Source organism: Stappia sp. ICDLI1TA098, assembly GCF_054880955.1.
Map to the genome: position 1 here is coordinate 100,533 of NZ_JBTZBT010000005.1, position 14,904 is coordinate 115,436.

14 protein-coding genes are annotated in these 14,904 nt (G+C 65.4%); 11 read left to right on the top strand and 3 right to left on the bottom strand.

The window, feature by feature from the left end; translation table 11 throughout:
* The first annotated feature begins 29 nt into the window (after positions 1 to 29).
* From ACSLUQ_RS19770 to ACSLUQ_RS19780, 3 genes are read left to right on the top strand one after another with little or no spacing between them, the layout of a single operon-like run.
* Entirely contained in the window at positions 30 to 1,211 is a 1,182-nt protein-coding gene (locus ACSLUQ_RS19770; protein WP_417773666.1) for an acyl-CoA dehydrogenase family protein, read from the top strand.
* A 32-nt stretch (positions 1,212 to 1,243) separates the two neighbouring features.
* Complete coding sequence (locus tag ACSLUQ_RS19775) at positions 1,244 to 2,557, top strand: MmgE/PrpD family protein (RefSeq protein ID WP_461809511.1); 1,314 nt, start codon at positions 1,244 to 1,246, stop codon at positions 2,555 to 2,557.
* 15 nt (positions 2,558 to 2,572) lie between these two features.
* Positions 2,573 to 3,394, top strand: a complete 822-nt coding sequence (locus tag ACSLUQ_RS19780) for an HTD2 family dehydratase (protein WP_461809512.1) — start codon at positions 2,573 to 2,575, stop codon at positions 3,392 to 3,394.
* 32 nt (positions 3,395 to 3,426) lie between these two features.
* Here ACSLUQ_RS19780 and ACSLUQ_RS19785 read toward each other — a convergent pair whose 3' ends face one another.
* Positions 3,427 to 4,365, bottom strand: a complete 939-nt coding sequence (locus ACSLUQ_RS19785) for a LysR family transcriptional regulator (protein ID WP_417773669.1) — start codon at positions 4,363 to 4,365, stop codon at positions 3,427 to 3,429.
* A gap of 148 nt (positions 4,366 to 4,513) precedes the next feature.
* Complete coding sequence (locus ACSLUQ_RS19790; RefSeq protein ID WP_461809513.1) at positions 4,514 to 5,638, bottom strand: zinc-binding dehydrogenase; 1,125 nt, start codon at positions 5,636 to 5,638, stop codon at positions 4,514 to 4,516.
* A 196-nt stretch (positions 5,639 to 5,834) separates the two neighbouring features.
* Here ACSLUQ_RS19790 and ACSLUQ_RS19795 point away from each other — a divergent pair, with 196 nt between their 5' ends.
* The 8 genes from ACSLUQ_RS19795 to ACSLUQ_RS19830 all read left to right on the top strand — a co-directional run bounded on the left by ACSLUQ_RS19795 (position 5,835) and on the right by ACSLUQ_RS19830 (position 13,823).
* Positions 5,835 to 6,797 carry a cyclase family protein gene (locus ACSLUQ_RS19795; protein ID WP_417773671.1) on the top strand — a complete coding sequence of 321 codons (963 nt, stop codon included), beginning with the start codon at positions 5,835 to 5,837 and terminating at the stop codon, positions 6,795 to 6,797.
* 72 nt (positions 6,798 to 6,869) lie between these two features.
* The gene (locus ACSLUQ_RS19800) at positions 6,870 to 8,159 is read left to right on the top strand and encodes an ABC transporter substrate-binding protein (protein WP_461809514.1); all 1,290 of its coding nucleotides are present in this window, start codon (positions 6,870 to 6,872) and stop codon (positions 8,157 to 8,159) included.
* Between the two features lie 151 nt (positions 8,160 to 8,310).
* On the top strand, positions 8,311 to 9,216 hold the full coding sequence (locus ACSLUQ_RS19805; RefSeq protein WP_417773673.1) for a branched-chain amino acid ABC transporter permease: 906 nt from the start codon (positions 8,311 to 8,313) through the stop codon (positions 9,214 to 9,216).
* 11 nt (positions 9,217 to 9,227) lie between these two features.
* Positions 9,228 to 10,181, top strand: a complete 954-nt coding sequence (locus ACSLUQ_RS19810) for a branched-chain amino acid ABC transporter permease (protein ID WP_417773674.1) — start codon at positions 9,228 to 9,230, stop codon at positions 10,179 to 10,181.
* A complete protein-coding gene (locus tag ACSLUQ_RS19815) occupies positions 10,178 to 10,927 on the top strand; it encodes an ABC transporter ATP-binding protein (RefSeq protein WP_417773675.1) in 750 nt (249 codons plus the stop codon). Before ACSLUQ_RS19810 ends, ACSLUQ_RS19815 begins: the two co-directional genes overlap by 4 nt.
* Positions 10,927 to 11,601, top strand: a complete 675-nt coding sequence (locus ACSLUQ_RS19820; protein WP_417773676.1) for an ABC transporter ATP-binding protein — start codon at positions 10,927 to 10,929, stop codon at positions 11,599 to 11,601. The genes ACSLUQ_RS19815 and ACSLUQ_RS19820 overlap by 1 nt, the downstream gene beginning before the upstream one ends.
* A gap of 4 nt (positions 11,602 to 11,605) precedes the next feature.
* The gene (locus ACSLUQ_RS19825; RefSeq protein ID WP_461809515.1) at positions 11,606 to 13,063 is read left to right on the top strand and encodes an aldehyde dehydrogenase family protein; all 1,458 of its coding nucleotides are present in this window, start codon (positions 11,606 to 11,608) and stop codon (positions 13,061 to 13,063) included.
* Positions 13,064 to 13,073: 10 nt separating this feature from the next.
* Positions 13,074 to 13,823: an SDR family oxidoreductase gene (locus ACSLUQ_RS19830; protein WP_461809516.1), complete on the top strand. Its 750-nt coding sequence runs from the start codon at positions 13,074 to 13,076 to the stop codon at positions 13,821 to 13,823.
* Positions 13,824 to 13,947: 124 nt separating this feature from the next.
* Here the strand turns inward: ACSLUQ_RS19830 and ACSLUQ_RS19835 are convergent, their stop codons facing one another.
* A complete protein-coding gene (locus ACSLUQ_RS19835) occupies positions 13,948 to 14,799 on the bottom strand; it encodes an HpcH/HpaI aldolase/citrate lyase family protein (RefSeq protein ID WP_461809517.1) in 852 nt (283 codons plus the stop codon).
* Positions 14,800 to 14,904: the final 105 nt, after the last annotated feature.

Genomic DNA, 14,904 nt, shown 5'->3' on the forward strand with positions numbered 1-14,904 from the left:
TGCCGCCATGACAATTTCCGGGGACCAACATGGAAGCTTTTGATCCGACCGCCGAATATGCCTCCATCCGCGAGGGTGTGGCCAAGGTCTGTGCCGCATTTCCCGGCGAATACTGGCGCGATCTCGATGCGCGCCGTGCCTATCCGAAGGATTTCGTCGACGCGCTCATTCGCGAGGGGTATCTCGCCGCCATGATTCCGGAGGAATATGGCGGCTCGGGCCTCAATCTTTCGGCTGCCGCGGTCATCCTCGAGGAAATCCATCGCAACGGCTGCAACGCCGCCGCCTGCCACGCGCAGATGTACACGATGGGCACCGTGCTGCGGCACGGCAATCCCGAGCAGAAGCAGAAGTACCTGCCCGGCATCGCTGACGGATCGCTCCGCCTGCAGGCCTTCGGCGTCACCGAGCCGACCAGCGGCACGGACACGCTCTCCCTGCGCACGACCGCGCGGCGCGACGGTGACGACTATGTCGTCAACGGCCAGAAGATCTGGATTTCGCGCGCCGAGCACTCAGACCTCATGGTTCTGCTGGCCCGCACGACGCCGCGCGATCAGGCAAAATCGCGCACCGACGGTCTTTCGGTGTTTCTCATCGACCTGCGTGAGCTCAAGGGCAATGGTGTCGAGATCCGCCCGATCCGCACCATGATCAACCATGCGACGACGGAGATCTTCTTCGACAACGCGCGCATTCCCGCCTCCAGCCTGATCGGCGAGGAAGGCAAGGGCTTCCGTTACATCCTCTCCGGCATGAACTCGGAGCGGATCCTGATCGCCGCGGAATGCATCGGCGACGCCAAGTGGTTCATCGAGACCGGCTCCGCCTATGCCAAGGAAAGGGTCGTCTTCGGTACGCCGATCGGCCAGAACCAGGGCATTCAGTTCCCGCTGGCGCGGTCCTACGCGCATATGCTCGCCGCCGAGGCCATCGTCTATCGCGCGGCTGCCATGTATGACGCCGGGCACAATCCGGGGGTCGAGGCGAACGCGGCGAAGATGCTTGCCGCCGATGCGAGCTGGGAGGCGGCCGAAGCCTGCCTCCAGACCCACGGCGGCTTCGGGTTCGCCGAAGAGTACGATGTCGAGCGCAAGTTCCGCGAGGCGCGCCTCTATCAGGTTGCTCCGATTTCCACCAACCTCATTCTCTGCTTCATCGCCGAGCAGGTGCTGGGGCTGCCCAAGTCCTATGGTCCGACCAAGGGCTGAGACCCGCAGATAAACGGCGACTGGGAGGAGACATGAGCGCCATCGACCGGATACTCGATCTTGCGGCCATGGAGCGCGGGGACATTCGCGACTCCGCGCTCGCCATGGCCCGCCTGTCGCTCTTCGACTGGCTCGCCTGCGGTCTCGCCGGCGTCAATGAGCCGCTGGCGGAAAAGCTCCGGGAACTTGCCGCGGCGGAGGGCGGTCGCGCCTGTGCCACGCTGTTCGGTGGCGGCCGCGTGCCCGCCCGCATGGCAGCGCTGGTCAATGGCGCCACCAGCCATGCGCTCGACTATGACGACACCCATTTCGCCCACGTCGGTCATCCATCCGTCGCCATCTATCCGGCGGCGATGGCGGTGGCGGAGGAGCGCGGGCTGTCGGGTGCGGCGCTGGCGGAGGCCTTCCTGATCGGCGCGGAGGCCTCGGTGCGGATCGGACTGGCGCTGGGGGCCGCGCATTACAACCGTGGCTTTCACCAGACGGCGACGGCCGGCGCCTTCGGTGCAACGGTCGCCGCCGGCCGCCTCATGGGCCTGTCGCGCGATGCCATGCGGGTCGCCATCGGCCTTTGCGCCACGCGCGCCTCGGGCCTCAAGTCCCAGTTCGGCACAATGGGCAAGCCCTATAACGCCGGTATCGCCGCCTCGAACGGCGTCGAATGCGCGACCCTTGCCGCGCTCGGCTTTACCTCCTGCGACGATGGCCTGATGGACCCCCAGGGTTTTGTTGCAACCCATTCCGACACGCCCGACGGCGATGCGATATCGAGCGCGCCGCCGCAGACGCGGTTCCTCTTCGAGGACATCAAGTACAAGCTCCATGCCTGCTGCCACGGTACCCACGCGATGATCGAGGCTCTGGCACGCGCGCGCCGTGAGGAGGGGGTAGGGCTTGGCGACGTCGCCGCCTTCCGCCTGCGCACCAATCCGCGCTGGCTGTCGGTCTGTGATATCGCTCATCCGCGCACCGGTCTTGAGGTCAAGTTCAGCTACCGCTGGCTGGCCGGCATGACCCTGCGTGGCGACGAAACGGCAAGCGACAAGGCCTATCGGGATGCGCTTTCGGCCGATCCCGAGCTGATTGCCTTTGGCGAAAAGGTCACGGTTGCGGGTGATGACAGCGTGAGCGACATGCAGGCGGACGGGGTTCTCGTGCTGAGCAACGGCCGCGAGGTTACTGTCTCCCACGATCTTGCCGCACCCATCCCGCCGGACATTCTGGAGGCCGGGCTGAGGGCCAAGGCGGCGGCGCTTGTCGGCGTGCGCGGTGAGCATCTCTGGCGGGCCGTTTCCGGGCTCGACGACATCGGCGCGCGCGACCTTGCCCGCACCATTGCGAACTGAAACGAAGAGGTCGGCATGAGCGACTACGCCGAGTGGATCGGCCGTGCCATCGAGCGCAGCGAGCCTGTTACCGAACGCATGATCGAGCATTTCCGGGTGACCCTTGCGGGTACGCGCGCGTCACTCGATGTGTTGCCCGGGTTTCACTGGTGCCTGGCACCGGATGCGGTCGAGCCACAGGACTTCGGCCGCGACGGTCACCCGCGCACCGGCATCTTCCTCCCTGCGCTGCCGCTGCCCCGACGCATGTGGGCGGGCGGCGAAGTGGTCTGGCACGGCAATCTGGCGCAGGGCGAGATCGTCAAGCGCATATCGACGATCCGCGATGTGACCTTCAAGCAAGGGAGAAGTGGCCAGCTTGGCTTCGTCACCGTCGACCATGCCTATGAGGTGGATGGCGAGGTGCGGATCAGCGACCGGCAGGACATTGTCTACCGCGACGACCCCAAGCCCGGCGCTGCACCCGCGGCGGCACCCGCAGAGGTATGGCAGGCGCTTCGAAGCTGGCGGATCACCCCGACGCCGACACTGCTCTTCCGCTATTCCGCTCTGACCTTCAACGGCCACCGCATTCACTACGACCAGCCTTATGTGACCAAGGTGGAAGGCTATGACGGTCTTGTGGTGCATGGCCCTCTGCAATCGACCTGGATGCAGAATCTGGCGACCGACATTCTCGGCCGGTTGCCGGCATCCTTTGCCTATCGCGGTCTGTCGCCGCTCACGGTCGGGCGTCCTGTCACTGTCGAGGCGCGCGAGGTCGAGGGCGGCCTGGAGATGCGGGTCCGGCGCGATGAGGACGGCGTCGTCACCATGCAGGGAATGATCACGGCCTGACGTGTCGGCGTGGGAGGCCGGCCGGCACCGTTTCAGGCGTCGACCAGCCGGCCTTCCCATATGCCGCGCCGCACCAGGTCGCGGGCAACTTCCAGAGTGATCTTTTCCACGGCGCGGCAGGCCCGGCTCATGGCGCGCGCCGGCTTGGAGACCAGATAGACCGGCCGCGAGATCGTCGGCTCGACGATCGGCGCCTTCAGAAGCTCGCCGCGCGCGACGAAATCATGCACCGCGGCGGGCGCGAAGATCGTGTGGCCGGAGCCGCGCGCGGCCAGCTCCTTGATCTGCGTCATCGCATCCATCTCTATGACGACATTCAGCGAAACGTCGCAGGCCGAGGCGTGCCGCTCGATGGTCTTGCGCAACCCGTGCGAGGGGCCTGGCAGGATCATTTCCAGACCTTCCAGCGCGCGCATGGGCACCGGCGCCCCCGGCGGCGTGTCGAGTGGCCAGGTATCGGGCGCGGAAAAGAAGAAGAGCTGCTCGTCGAGCATGTGGATCACGCGGAAATGCTCGACCTTCTCCAGATCGTAGAGAAAGCCCATGTCGACGGTCTCGTCCTCGATCCAGCTCTTGATGTAGCCGCTCATGGCCTCGATGGCGCGCAGCCGCACCTCCGGCAATTCGACGCGCACGGTCTCCGCCAGCGGCACGGACATGACCATCGACACCGAAGGCGGCATGCCGAAGCTGACCTTTCCGCGCGTTGCGCCGCTCAGGTCGCGCATCTCCGCGACGCAGCGCTCCATGCTGGCGCAGATCTCGCGGGCGTGGGCAACGAGCAGGTGTCCCTCGTGGGTCAGCACCGTGCCGCGTGGCGAGCGCTCGACAAGCTGGACACCGAGCTCATGTTCCATCCGCTGCACATATTGCGAAAGCGATGGTTGCGCGACGCCGATAGCCTGGGCCGCGGCTGAAAGCGACGGGGCCTCGGAGATGGCGATGAAATAGCGTAGGTGGCGGATATCCATTGTCGCCGGCATGTCTGGAGGATGGGGCGATCTCGTTCGGGCAGTCTGCCCGTGCGAACCGTGTCACGGGCCTTTCGTGATGAAAGGCAGGAAGCCGCATCCGGCAGCCGTGCGGGAGGATGCCCGCTGACTGCCGGATGCGGGCGGGTCAATCGAACTCGACGATCTGGCGGATGGCGGTGCCATTGTCGAGCCTGTCCATGGCGAGGTTGATGTCGCCGAGCTTCAGCCTATGGCTCAGCATCTTTTCGACTGGCAGAAGGCCGCGCTTGTGCAGGGCGAACATGCGCGGCAGGTCGCGCTGGGGGACACAGGAGCCGATGAAGCTTCCCTTGAGCGAGCGTTCCTCTGCGGTCAGTTTCAGCGCATTGAGCGGCATGCGGTCGGTCGGGGAGGGCAGTCCGGCCGTGACCGTTGTGCCGCCGCGGCGGGTGATCTCGAAGGCTGTTTCCAGCGCCCGAACCGACCCGGCCAGCTCGAAGGCATAGTCGACGCCGCCGCCGGTCAGGTCGCGGACGGCTTCGACGGTGTCTCCATCCGCCTTGATCGTATGGGTCGCGCCCATCGTCAGGGCCGTGTCGAGCTTGTTCTGGAAGGGATCGACCGCGACGATCTGGCCGGCGCCCGCAGCCGCCGCCCCCAGGATCGCGGCAAGTCCGACCCCGCCGAGGCCGACGACGGCGACCTTGGACCCCGGCTTGATGTGGGCCGTGTTGAAGACGGCTCCCGCTCCCGTGAGCATGGCGCAGGAAAAGAGGGCCGACAGATGCGGCGAGATGTCCGCGTCGGCCTTCACCAGTGAGGGGCGCGCCACGACGGCATGGGTTGCAAAGGCGGAGACGCCGACGTGGTGGTTGACCGGCCTTCCGTCGATCGACAGGCGGCGGCTGCCGGTCATCAGTTCGCCCACGGCATGGTGCTTGGCCGCGGCCTCGCAGAGGGCGGGCCGGCCTTCGGCACAGGGCGTGCAGTGCCCGCAACCGGGTGCGAAGATGCAGACGACGTGGTCGCCGGGCGCAAGATCGTTGACGCCTGCGCCGACTTCCTCGACGAAGCCGGAGGCTTCGTGGCCCAGAACCATCGGAACCGGACGTGGGCGGGTGCCGTTGATCACGGAAAGATCGGAATGGCAGACGCCGGCGGCGGCGATGCGGATGAGCACCTCGCCCGGGCCGGGAGGTGCAAGATCCACCTCGCGCACGCTGAGCGCGCGTGCTTCGGCGAAGTTCTCCTTGATTCCGTCCCGTTCAAGGACTGCGGCTGTAATCTTCATTCGGTTCCTCCCGTACCCGGTTTCCCGCGTCTGAGCGCGGCTCCCTCTGCATTTCTTAGGATGGATAGCCATTTTCGGTCTATCGAAACCATGTTGATATAGGAATATGTTATAGCCGGGTGCTTCGCAAATTATTGGTGCGGGGACAGGCGAGTTCATAGGCTCCACGTATCCGAAATGCTCTGGGAGGAAGCAGATGGATACTCTTAAAAGCACGGTGGTTGCGGTCGGCTTGTTGATCGCCTCGACCTGTCTCGCGCAGGCCGACGGAGCTGCTGCGGACTGGACCAGCTCCAAATGGGGCAAGGACGACCAGATCGGCGCGGCGAACCTGATGACGCCGGAGCGCGTCAAGGCCGCATCGCGGCTCGTCGACAAGGGCAAGGTCTACAGCCTCGGCATGATCGTCGGCAGCGACACGCCGGCCTTTCCGCCGCGCAGTCTGTCCGTCACCGTTCTCCAGCCCAACCAGATCTCCAACAGCGGCATGGGCGAGAACGCCTTTACCTACAACGATGACATCTTCATGGGTTGGCTGGGCATCGGCCCGCAGATCGACGGTCTTGGCCATGCCGGGATCGATCACACCTACTATAACGGTCACAAGGACAGCGACTTCGCCAAGGCCGCCGGCCTGACCGAACTCGGCCTGCACAACCTGCCGGGCCTCGTCGGACGTGGCGTCATGCTCGACATGGCGAAATTCTACGGCGTCGATATGGTCGCGGAGGGCAAGGCCTATACCGCGGACGACATCAAGGCCGCCGCGCAGAAGCAGGGCGTCGAGCTGCGCGAGGGCGACGTCGTGCTCTTCAACTCCAACTGGATGAACCTACTCGACGGCGACAATCCGGATGCCAAGCGTTTCGGCGCGGCCGAGCCGGGCGTCGGCGTGAGCGGCGCGGAATATCTCGCCGACATCGGCGTGATGGCGGTCGGCGCCGATACCTGGGGCATGGAAGTCGTACCGGCGGAGAAGGAGGGCGAGGCGTTTCGTGCGCATCAGATCCTCCAGCCGCAGAACGGCATCTACATCCTGGAGAACATGGACACCCGCGAACTGGCGAAGGACGGGGTGCACGAGTTCCTGTTCGTGCTCGGCCAGGCCCGCCTGAAGGGGGCCGTGCAGATGATCATCAATCCGATTGCAATCCGCTGACGGCAGAGGCCGCAGCGAAACGGAAGATGCGGGCGAGGAGGTGTCGCCTGCGTCATTCTTGGGAGGAAATCCATGAAAAAGCTTCTTCTTGCCACCGCGGCGATGGTTGCCGTGCCGTTCGCGGCTCTTGCCGCCGAAAAGCCGGCCGAGCTCAAGGTCGGCGTCACCACGTTCCTGACGGGCCCGGCGTCCGTCTTCGGCGTTCCGGCGCGCGATGCCGCCGAGATCCTCGTCGAGAAAATCAATGCCGAGGGGGGCATTGCCGGCGTGCCGGTGAAGCTCTCCTTCATTGACGAGGGGGCCGGCGCCGAGGCGCTGACCTCCGAATACCGCCGCCAGGTGGAAAGCGAGGGTGCTCACGCCATGCTCGCCTCGATCTCGTCTGGCAACTGCCAGACGCTGGCCCCGCTCGCCGAGGATCTCAAGGTCGTCAATCTGATGTGGGATTGCGGAACGCAGAAGATTTTCGAGGAAAACAAGTACAACTATGTCTTCCGCACCCAGGCGAACGCAACGCCTGAGATGCTTGCGACGGTTGTTTACCTTCTCAAGACCCATCCGGACTTCAAGACTATCGCCGTTGTGAACCAGGACTACGCCTGGGGTCGCGACAGCTGGCAGATCTTCTCCACGGCGCTGAAGGCGATGAAGCCGGACGTCGAGATTGTCGGCGAGTTCTTCCCCAAATTCGGCGCGCCGGATTTCTCCACCGAGATCTCGCGTCTTCAGGCTCTGCAGCCGGACGTGATCCTGTCGACCTCCTGGGGCGGCGATCTCGACACGTTCATCCAGCAGGCGGCACAGCGTGGCCTGATGAACACCTCGACCTTCGTCATCCCGCTCGCCGAGAGCTCGCTTGAGCGCCTCGGATCGACGCTTCCGGCCGGTCATATCGTCGGCGCGCGTGGCGACCATTATTTCCTGCATCCCGAGCGTCGCGACGACGCGGACTTCAAGGAGTTCATGGCCACGTTCGAGAAGAAGACGGGGGCACACGCGATCTATCCGGTCTTCCACATGTCGCAGGCCATCGCGGCCCTGAAGACCGCTTACGAGAAGGCCGCGGACGCCAAGGGCGGGGAATGGCCGGGTGAGGACGAGGTGATCACGGCGCTTGAGGGGCTGACCTTCCAGGGCCTGGGTCGCGAGGTCACCATTCGCGAGGATCATCAGGGCATCGAGGCGCAGCTTCTCGGCACCAGCGTCCAGAGTGGTGACTATCCCTTCGCCACCCTTGGAAACATCATGATCTTCGACGGTGAGGGCCTCACGGCGCCGGTCGGCGAGGAGTCGGTCGCCTGGGTCAGCAAGCTGACGCCCGACTTCATCAACGGCGTCAAGGTCGACACCTACGAGAAGTAAGCGATGACGACCGGGGGCGGGACATCGTGTGCCGCCCCCGATCCAGCATCCAGGCGATGCCTCGCGCCGCGGCGGCGCAGGCAGATGGCGCCGAATACCGTCCGTCCCGAAACCCGCGCCGAACGGCACCTCTCGCGCTGAATGGACACACATGAATCCGACCCTGTTCCTTCTGGCCCTGTTCGACGGCGTCGCCTATGCGGCGCTTGTCTTCATCGTGGCCGTCGGGCTCACGCTGATCTTCGGCGTGATGCGCATCCTCAACGTCGCTCACGGATCGCTCTACGCGGTTGGCGCCTATCTCACCGTGTCGCTGACCGGTTACATGCTGGCGCTCGGCTTCGCGCCGGTCTTCGCCTTTCCGCTGATGCTGGTCTCCGCCATCCTTGTCGGCGTCCTCATCGGTGGGCCGATCGAGTGGCTGTTGCTGCGGCGGATCTACAACAAGCCGGAAGTGCTCCAGCTTCTCGTGACCTTCGCCGTCTTCATGATCCTTGAGGACGTGCAGCGCTTGGTTTGGGGCACGCAGCCCTATTTCCAGGCCGCTGTGCTTCAGGAACTGGGGCGGGTCACGATCTTCGGCGTCACCTACATGGCCTATCAGCTCATCCTGCTACCCGTGCTGGCGCTGGTGCTTCTCTTCGGGCTGCGCTTCTTCCTGCGCCACACCATCGTTGGAAAGCTGATCCTGGCGACGACCGAGGACCGGGAGGCGGCCCAGTCCATCGGCATCGATGCGGACAAGGTGTTCCTGCTCACCTTCATTGTCGGCGCGTCGCTCGCCGGCCTCGGCGGTGCGCTGGCCTCGCCAACGACGTCGATCCTGCCTGGAATGGGCGCCGACATGATCGTGCTGTCCTTCGCGGTGGTCGCCACCGCCGGACTGGGCCAGATCGAGGGCGCGGCCTTCACCGCGCTGCTGATCGGGCTCGGCCGGTCCTTCGCGGTCTACGTCTGGCCCGAGACCGCGGTTCTCGTGCCCTATCTCATCATGCTCCTCGTTCTGCTGGTGCGCCCGGAAGGGCTCTTCGGCAGCCCGACGGCGCGCAAGATCTGAGGCCGGGACGCATGTCGCTTCGCAAACTCCTGCCGCTCCTCGCGGTCATCGTGGTGGCGCTGGTGCCTTTCGCCGCGCCGTCCATGCAGCTTCTCGTAAACCTTGCACTTGCCAAGGGGCTGGCCGTCGTCGGTGTCACCGTTCTGTTGCGCGCCGGCCAGGTCTCCTTCGGTCACGCGCTCTACTTCGCCATCGCAGCCTACGGCGGGGCTTTCCTGTCGGCGACGATGAACGGCGCTGATCTCTTTCTCGTGCTGCTCGTCTCGGTCGCCGGCGCAGCCCTGTCCGGCCTGATCGTCGGCCTGTTCGTGGTCCGCTACCGGGGCATCTTCTTCGGGATGCTCAATCTCGCGTTCTCCATGATCTTCTGGTCGATCCTGGAGAAATTCTACCATGTGACGGGAGGTGCCGACGGCATCCGCCTGCCGCGACCGACGGTGCTCGGCATGGCAATGGAGCGCGGGCCCTTCGAACTCCTGCTCTTCTATCTGACGCTGGTTCTGGCCATCCTGCTCGGCTGGTTCACCATTCGCTGGTTCGCCTCGCCGCTCGGTCAGCTTTTCCAGACAGTCAAGACCAACGAGACGCGGCTCCAGTATCTCGGCGTGTCACCTCAGCGCACCCTTCTTGTCGGGTATGTCCTGTCGGCCGTGCTGTGCGGTACCGGCGGCGTGCTGATGGGGATTGCCCAGGGCGTTGTCACGCCTGAGTTCTCATGGTGGATCCGTTCCGGCGAGATGGTCTTCGTCGCCGTGCTCGGGGGAGCCGGCTCGGTGCCGGGCGCCTTCATCGGGGCGCTCATCTATGAGATCGTGCGCACCTATGCCTCCGCCTTTGCCGGCGATATCTGGCAGCTTCTGCTCGGCGGCTTCCTGCTTCTCATCATTCTGTTCGCCCCCGGCGGCGTCATTGGCATCTATGAAAGCGCGCTGAACCGCCTCACCGGCAAAGGGAGGACCCAATGAGCGCACCTCTTCTCGAAGCCCGCGATCTCCAGATCCGGTTCGGCGGCGTTGTCGCCGCCGACGGCGTCTCGCTGACGGTGGAGCGCGGCAAGAACCTTGCGATCATCGGCCCCAATGGTGCCGGCAAGACCACCTTCCTCAACATCTGCACGGGCTGGATCAAGCCGAGCCGCGGCAAGGTGTTCTTCGAGGGCAAGGATGTCACGCCCCTGCCGCCGCGCCGGATCGTTCGTCTCGGTGTGGCGCGCGCTTTCCAGATCCCGCAGCTCTTCACCGAGCATACGGCCCTGGAGAACCTGCTTATCTCCGTCGCCGCCCGCGAGGGGTTGATGAACCCTCTGCGCAATCTTCACGAAGTGAAGGAACGGGCGGAGATGATGCACCTGCTGGACATGATGGGGTGCGCGGATGTCGCGGACCGTCCCGTCATCGAGCTGTCGGAAGGCCAGCGCAAGCTCATCGACATTGCCGTCGCGCTGGCGCTGAAGCCGCGCCTGTTGCTGATGGACGAGCCGACCTCGGGCGTCGCGTCCTCGGAGAAGTTTGCCGTCATGGAAACATTGGTGAAAGCGCTCGGCGAAGCGCAGGTCACCTCCGTCTTTGTCGAGCACGACATGGGCATCGTCTCGCGCTACGCCGATGAGGTGGCTGTCTGGGCAGCCGGAAACGTGCAGATGCGGGGATCTCCGGCCGAGATTCTCGCGCATCCCGACGTGATTCGGGATGTGATCGGGGAGGCCGTGTGATGCTGGATCTCGAAAACCTGGATGCCAGCATCGGCATCATCCCGATCCTGCGCAGCGTGACCTTCTCCATCGAGGCGGGCGAGACTGTCGCGCTGATCGGCCGCAACGGTGCGGGTAAGACCACTCTGCTGCGGTCGATCATGGGCTTTACCTCCGTCTCCGGCTCGCTCCGTTTCGCGGGAGAGGAGATTTCCGAGCTGCGTCCGGCAAAGCGTCCGGGGCTCGGCATCGGCTATGCGCCCGAGGACCGGCGGTTGTTCTCGGCCTTCACCGTTGAGGAGAACATCTTGCTGCCAGCGCAGGTCGCCCGCCTCGACCAGGCCGAAACCCGCCGCCGACTTGATCGGGTCTATCACATCCTGCCGGAGCTCAAGGAGATGGGCGGCCGGCCGGCCGGCAACGTCTCCGGCGGTCAGGGCAAGATGGTCGCTCTCGGGCGAGCTCTGATGCTCGGCACCAAGCTCGTCATGCTCGATGAGCCCTTCCAGGGGCTCGCGCCGGCTCTGGCGCTTCGCTACGCGGACGCGCTCAAGGCGTTGCGCGATGCCGACCGCACCGTTGCCCTCGTCATCACCGAATCCAACCCCTCTCTGTTGCGCGGCTTCGCCGGGCGCACGCTCGTGATCGAGCGCGGGGAAGTCTCCGAAGGCTCCCTGGAGCACGAAAGGACCTGAACCGATGAAAATGCAAAGCATCCGACTGCCCGATCCCTTGAACCTGATCGGCGGCAGGTGGATACCTGCGACCTCGGGGCGGGAAATGGATGTCCGTTCGCCCATCGACGGCGAGGTTTTCACCTCGATCGCCGACTCCGGTCCCGAGGATGTCGATGCCGCCGTCGCGGCGGCGCGCGCGGCCTTTGACGGCGGCGCCTGGTCGAAGCTGACGGCGGCAGAACGCGGCCGGCTGATGCTGCGTCTTTCCCTCCGCATCGAGGCCGAGGCCGAGGCCCTCGCCCTGCTCGAGACCCGCGACAACGGCAAGCCGCTTCGTCAGGCGCGCGCCGACATGCTGGTGACGGCCCGCTACTTCGAGTTCTACGGTGGCGCGGCCGACAAGGTGCATGGCGAGGTGATCCCCTTTCTCGCCGGCTACAACGTCGAAATGCACCGCGAGCCGCATGGCGTCACCGGACACATCATTCCCTGGAACTATCCGGCGCAGATGTTCGCCCGCTCGCTCGCCCCGGCGCTGGCGATGGGCAACGCCACCGTTCTCAAGCCGGCCGAGGACGCCTGCCTGACCGCGCTCCGCATTGCAGACCTCGCGTGCGAGGTCGGCTTTCCGGATGGGGCGATCAACGTGGTCACGGGGCGCGGCGAGGTCGCCGGAAAGGCGCTCTCGGAGCATCGTGGCGTCGATTTCATGTCCTTCACCGGTTCGCCGGAGGTGGGTGTCCTGATCCAGGTTGCCGCGGCGAAGAACTTCATTGGCTGCACGCTGGAGCTTGGCGGCAAGTCTCCGCAGATCGTCTTTGCCGACGCGGACCTCGAGGCGGCCTATCCGGTGATTGTCAACGCGATCATCCAGAACGGCGGGCAGACATGCTCCGCCGGCTCGCGCATCCTCATCGAACGCGGGATCTTCGACGAGGTGATGGCCGAACTGACCCGCCGCTTCGAGGGGATCGTCACCTCCGATTCCTCGAGCGAGGATGCCGTTCTCGGGCCGCTTATCTCCGCCAGACAGAAGCAGCGCGTCGAGCGCTATATCGATGAGGCCGACGCTCCGCTCGTTGCCCGCGGCAAGCTGGCCGGGGACGCCCCGCAGGGCGGCTATTATGTCCCCGCCGCGCTCTTCGGTCCCTGCGACCCCAGATCCAGGATCGCGCAGGAGGAGGTCTTCGGTCCCGTGCTCTGCGCCATCCCTTTCGAGGATGAGGCGGATGCGATCCGCATTGCCAACGATACGGAATACGGCCTGGTCGCGGGCTTGTGGACGCGCGACGGTGGTCGCCAGCAGCGTCTTTCCAAGGCGATGCGCTGCGGTCAGGTCTTCATCAATGGCTACGGCGCCGGTGGTGGCGTCGAACTGCCCTTCGGCGGGGTGCGCAAGTCCGGTCACGGGCGGGAGAAGGGCTTCGAGGCCCTGCACGAGTTTTCCCGCATCAAGACCATCGTCAACAATCACGGCTGAGGAACAGATCATGAGACTTTCAGGAAAAACCGCCCTCGTCACGGGTGCCGCCTCGGGCTTCGGCAAGGGCATCGCCGAGACCTTCGTGCGCGAGGGCGCCAAGGTCGCGATTGTCGACATGAACGGCGAGGGAGCGAAGGCCGTCGCCCGCGAACTGGGCGATGCAGCCATTGCGGTCACCTGCGATGTGACCGAGGGCAAGCAGGTCGCCGATGCCGTGGCGGAAACGATCAAGGCCTTCGGCTCGCTCGACATTGTCGTCAACAATGCCGGCTGGACCAATCCGAACAAGCCGTTGATGGAGACAGATGAGGCGACCTTCCGCAAGATCTACGACATCAACGTCCTGTCGATCTTCCACATGACCAAGACCTGCGTGCCGGTGTGGGAGAAGCAGGGCGGCGGCGTCATGATCAATGTCGGTTCCACCGCCGGCATTCGTCCGCGCCCCGGTCTCACCTGGTACAACTCGTCGAAGGGCGCGGTGAACCTGATGACGCGCAGCCTCGCGGTCGAGCTGGCGGCCAAGAAGATCCGGGTCAACGGCATCGCGCCGGTGATGGGCGTGACTGGCCTTCTCGAGCAGTTCATGGGCGTGCCGGACACGCCGGAAAACCGCGAGAAGTTCATCGCCACGATCCCGATGGGACGCCTTTCCGAGCCGCGCGACATCGCCAATGCGGCGCTCTATCTCGCCTCGGATGAAGCCGATTTCATCACCGGCGTGATCCTTGAGGTCGATGGCGGTCGCACCATCTGACCTGCCGCCTGTTCCAGTGGACCGGGGGTGTCATAGCCCCTGGGGAGATCCGCAACGACGCCCACCCGTAAGCGTGTTGCGGGTGGGATTGTCTCTTGCCAGAGCGGCGAGGGGTGGCCGGCCGTCAGGCGATAGCCGCCTCATGGGCCGCGAGCCTGTCGAGGATTTGGCGGGCGCGAATGACAACCGGTGCATCGACCATGGCGCCGTCGACCGCCACCGCTGCGGTCCCGTCGCCGGCGGCGTCCACGATTCTTCTCGCCCAGGCTGCTTCCTCGGGGGAGGGGGCAAAGCCTGCCCGCGCCGGACCGATCTGGGCGGGATGGATCAGCAGCTTGCCCGCGAAGCCGTAACCCACCGCATGACGGCAGTCGGCCTCGATCAGCGCGGCGTCGCGAATGTCGGTGGTGACGCCGTCGATGGGGGCGGCCTGTCCGGCAAGCCGTGCTGCAAGAGCAAGCGCGAAACGCGCATGGGCCAGCGTCTCGCGCTCATGCGCGATGCCGAGGTCTGCGGCAAAGTCGATAGAGCCGAAGGCGATCCTCCGGCTCGCCCGGGCGATCTCATGGGCGGCGGCAAGGCCGCTGGCGCTTTCGACCAGGGCAATGACGCCCGCCCCGGCGCGCCGCGCCGCGTGCTCAAGGCTGAGCGCATCCTCCGCCTTGGCGACGACGACACCGGCAAGCGGCAATTCGGCGCAGGCTGCGAGGTCCTGGTCGTGCCAGGCCGTGCCGGCCGCGTTGACACGCACCAGCAGCGGCACGTCCGGGGAGAGATCCGCGAGCGCCCTGGCAAGGCCCGCGCGGGCCTCGTCCTTTGCCGACGGAGGAACCGCGTCCTCCAGGTCGATGATCACGGCGTCCGCACCGGCGGAAAGCGCCTTGGCAAAACGCTCGGGCCGGTTTCCGGGCACGAAGAGCGGCAGCGCGATCGTATCGAGAGCGGCGGAGACGGCGTCCGTTCGTCCTTTGGTCATCTTGAGAATCCTCTCCTGTCGTGACACGGGAGAGTGCTCAGCCGGCGGCACGCTGGCAAATAGCCAGTTCGAAGTGCGCTCATAGACCGGTGTTATGGCATCTTG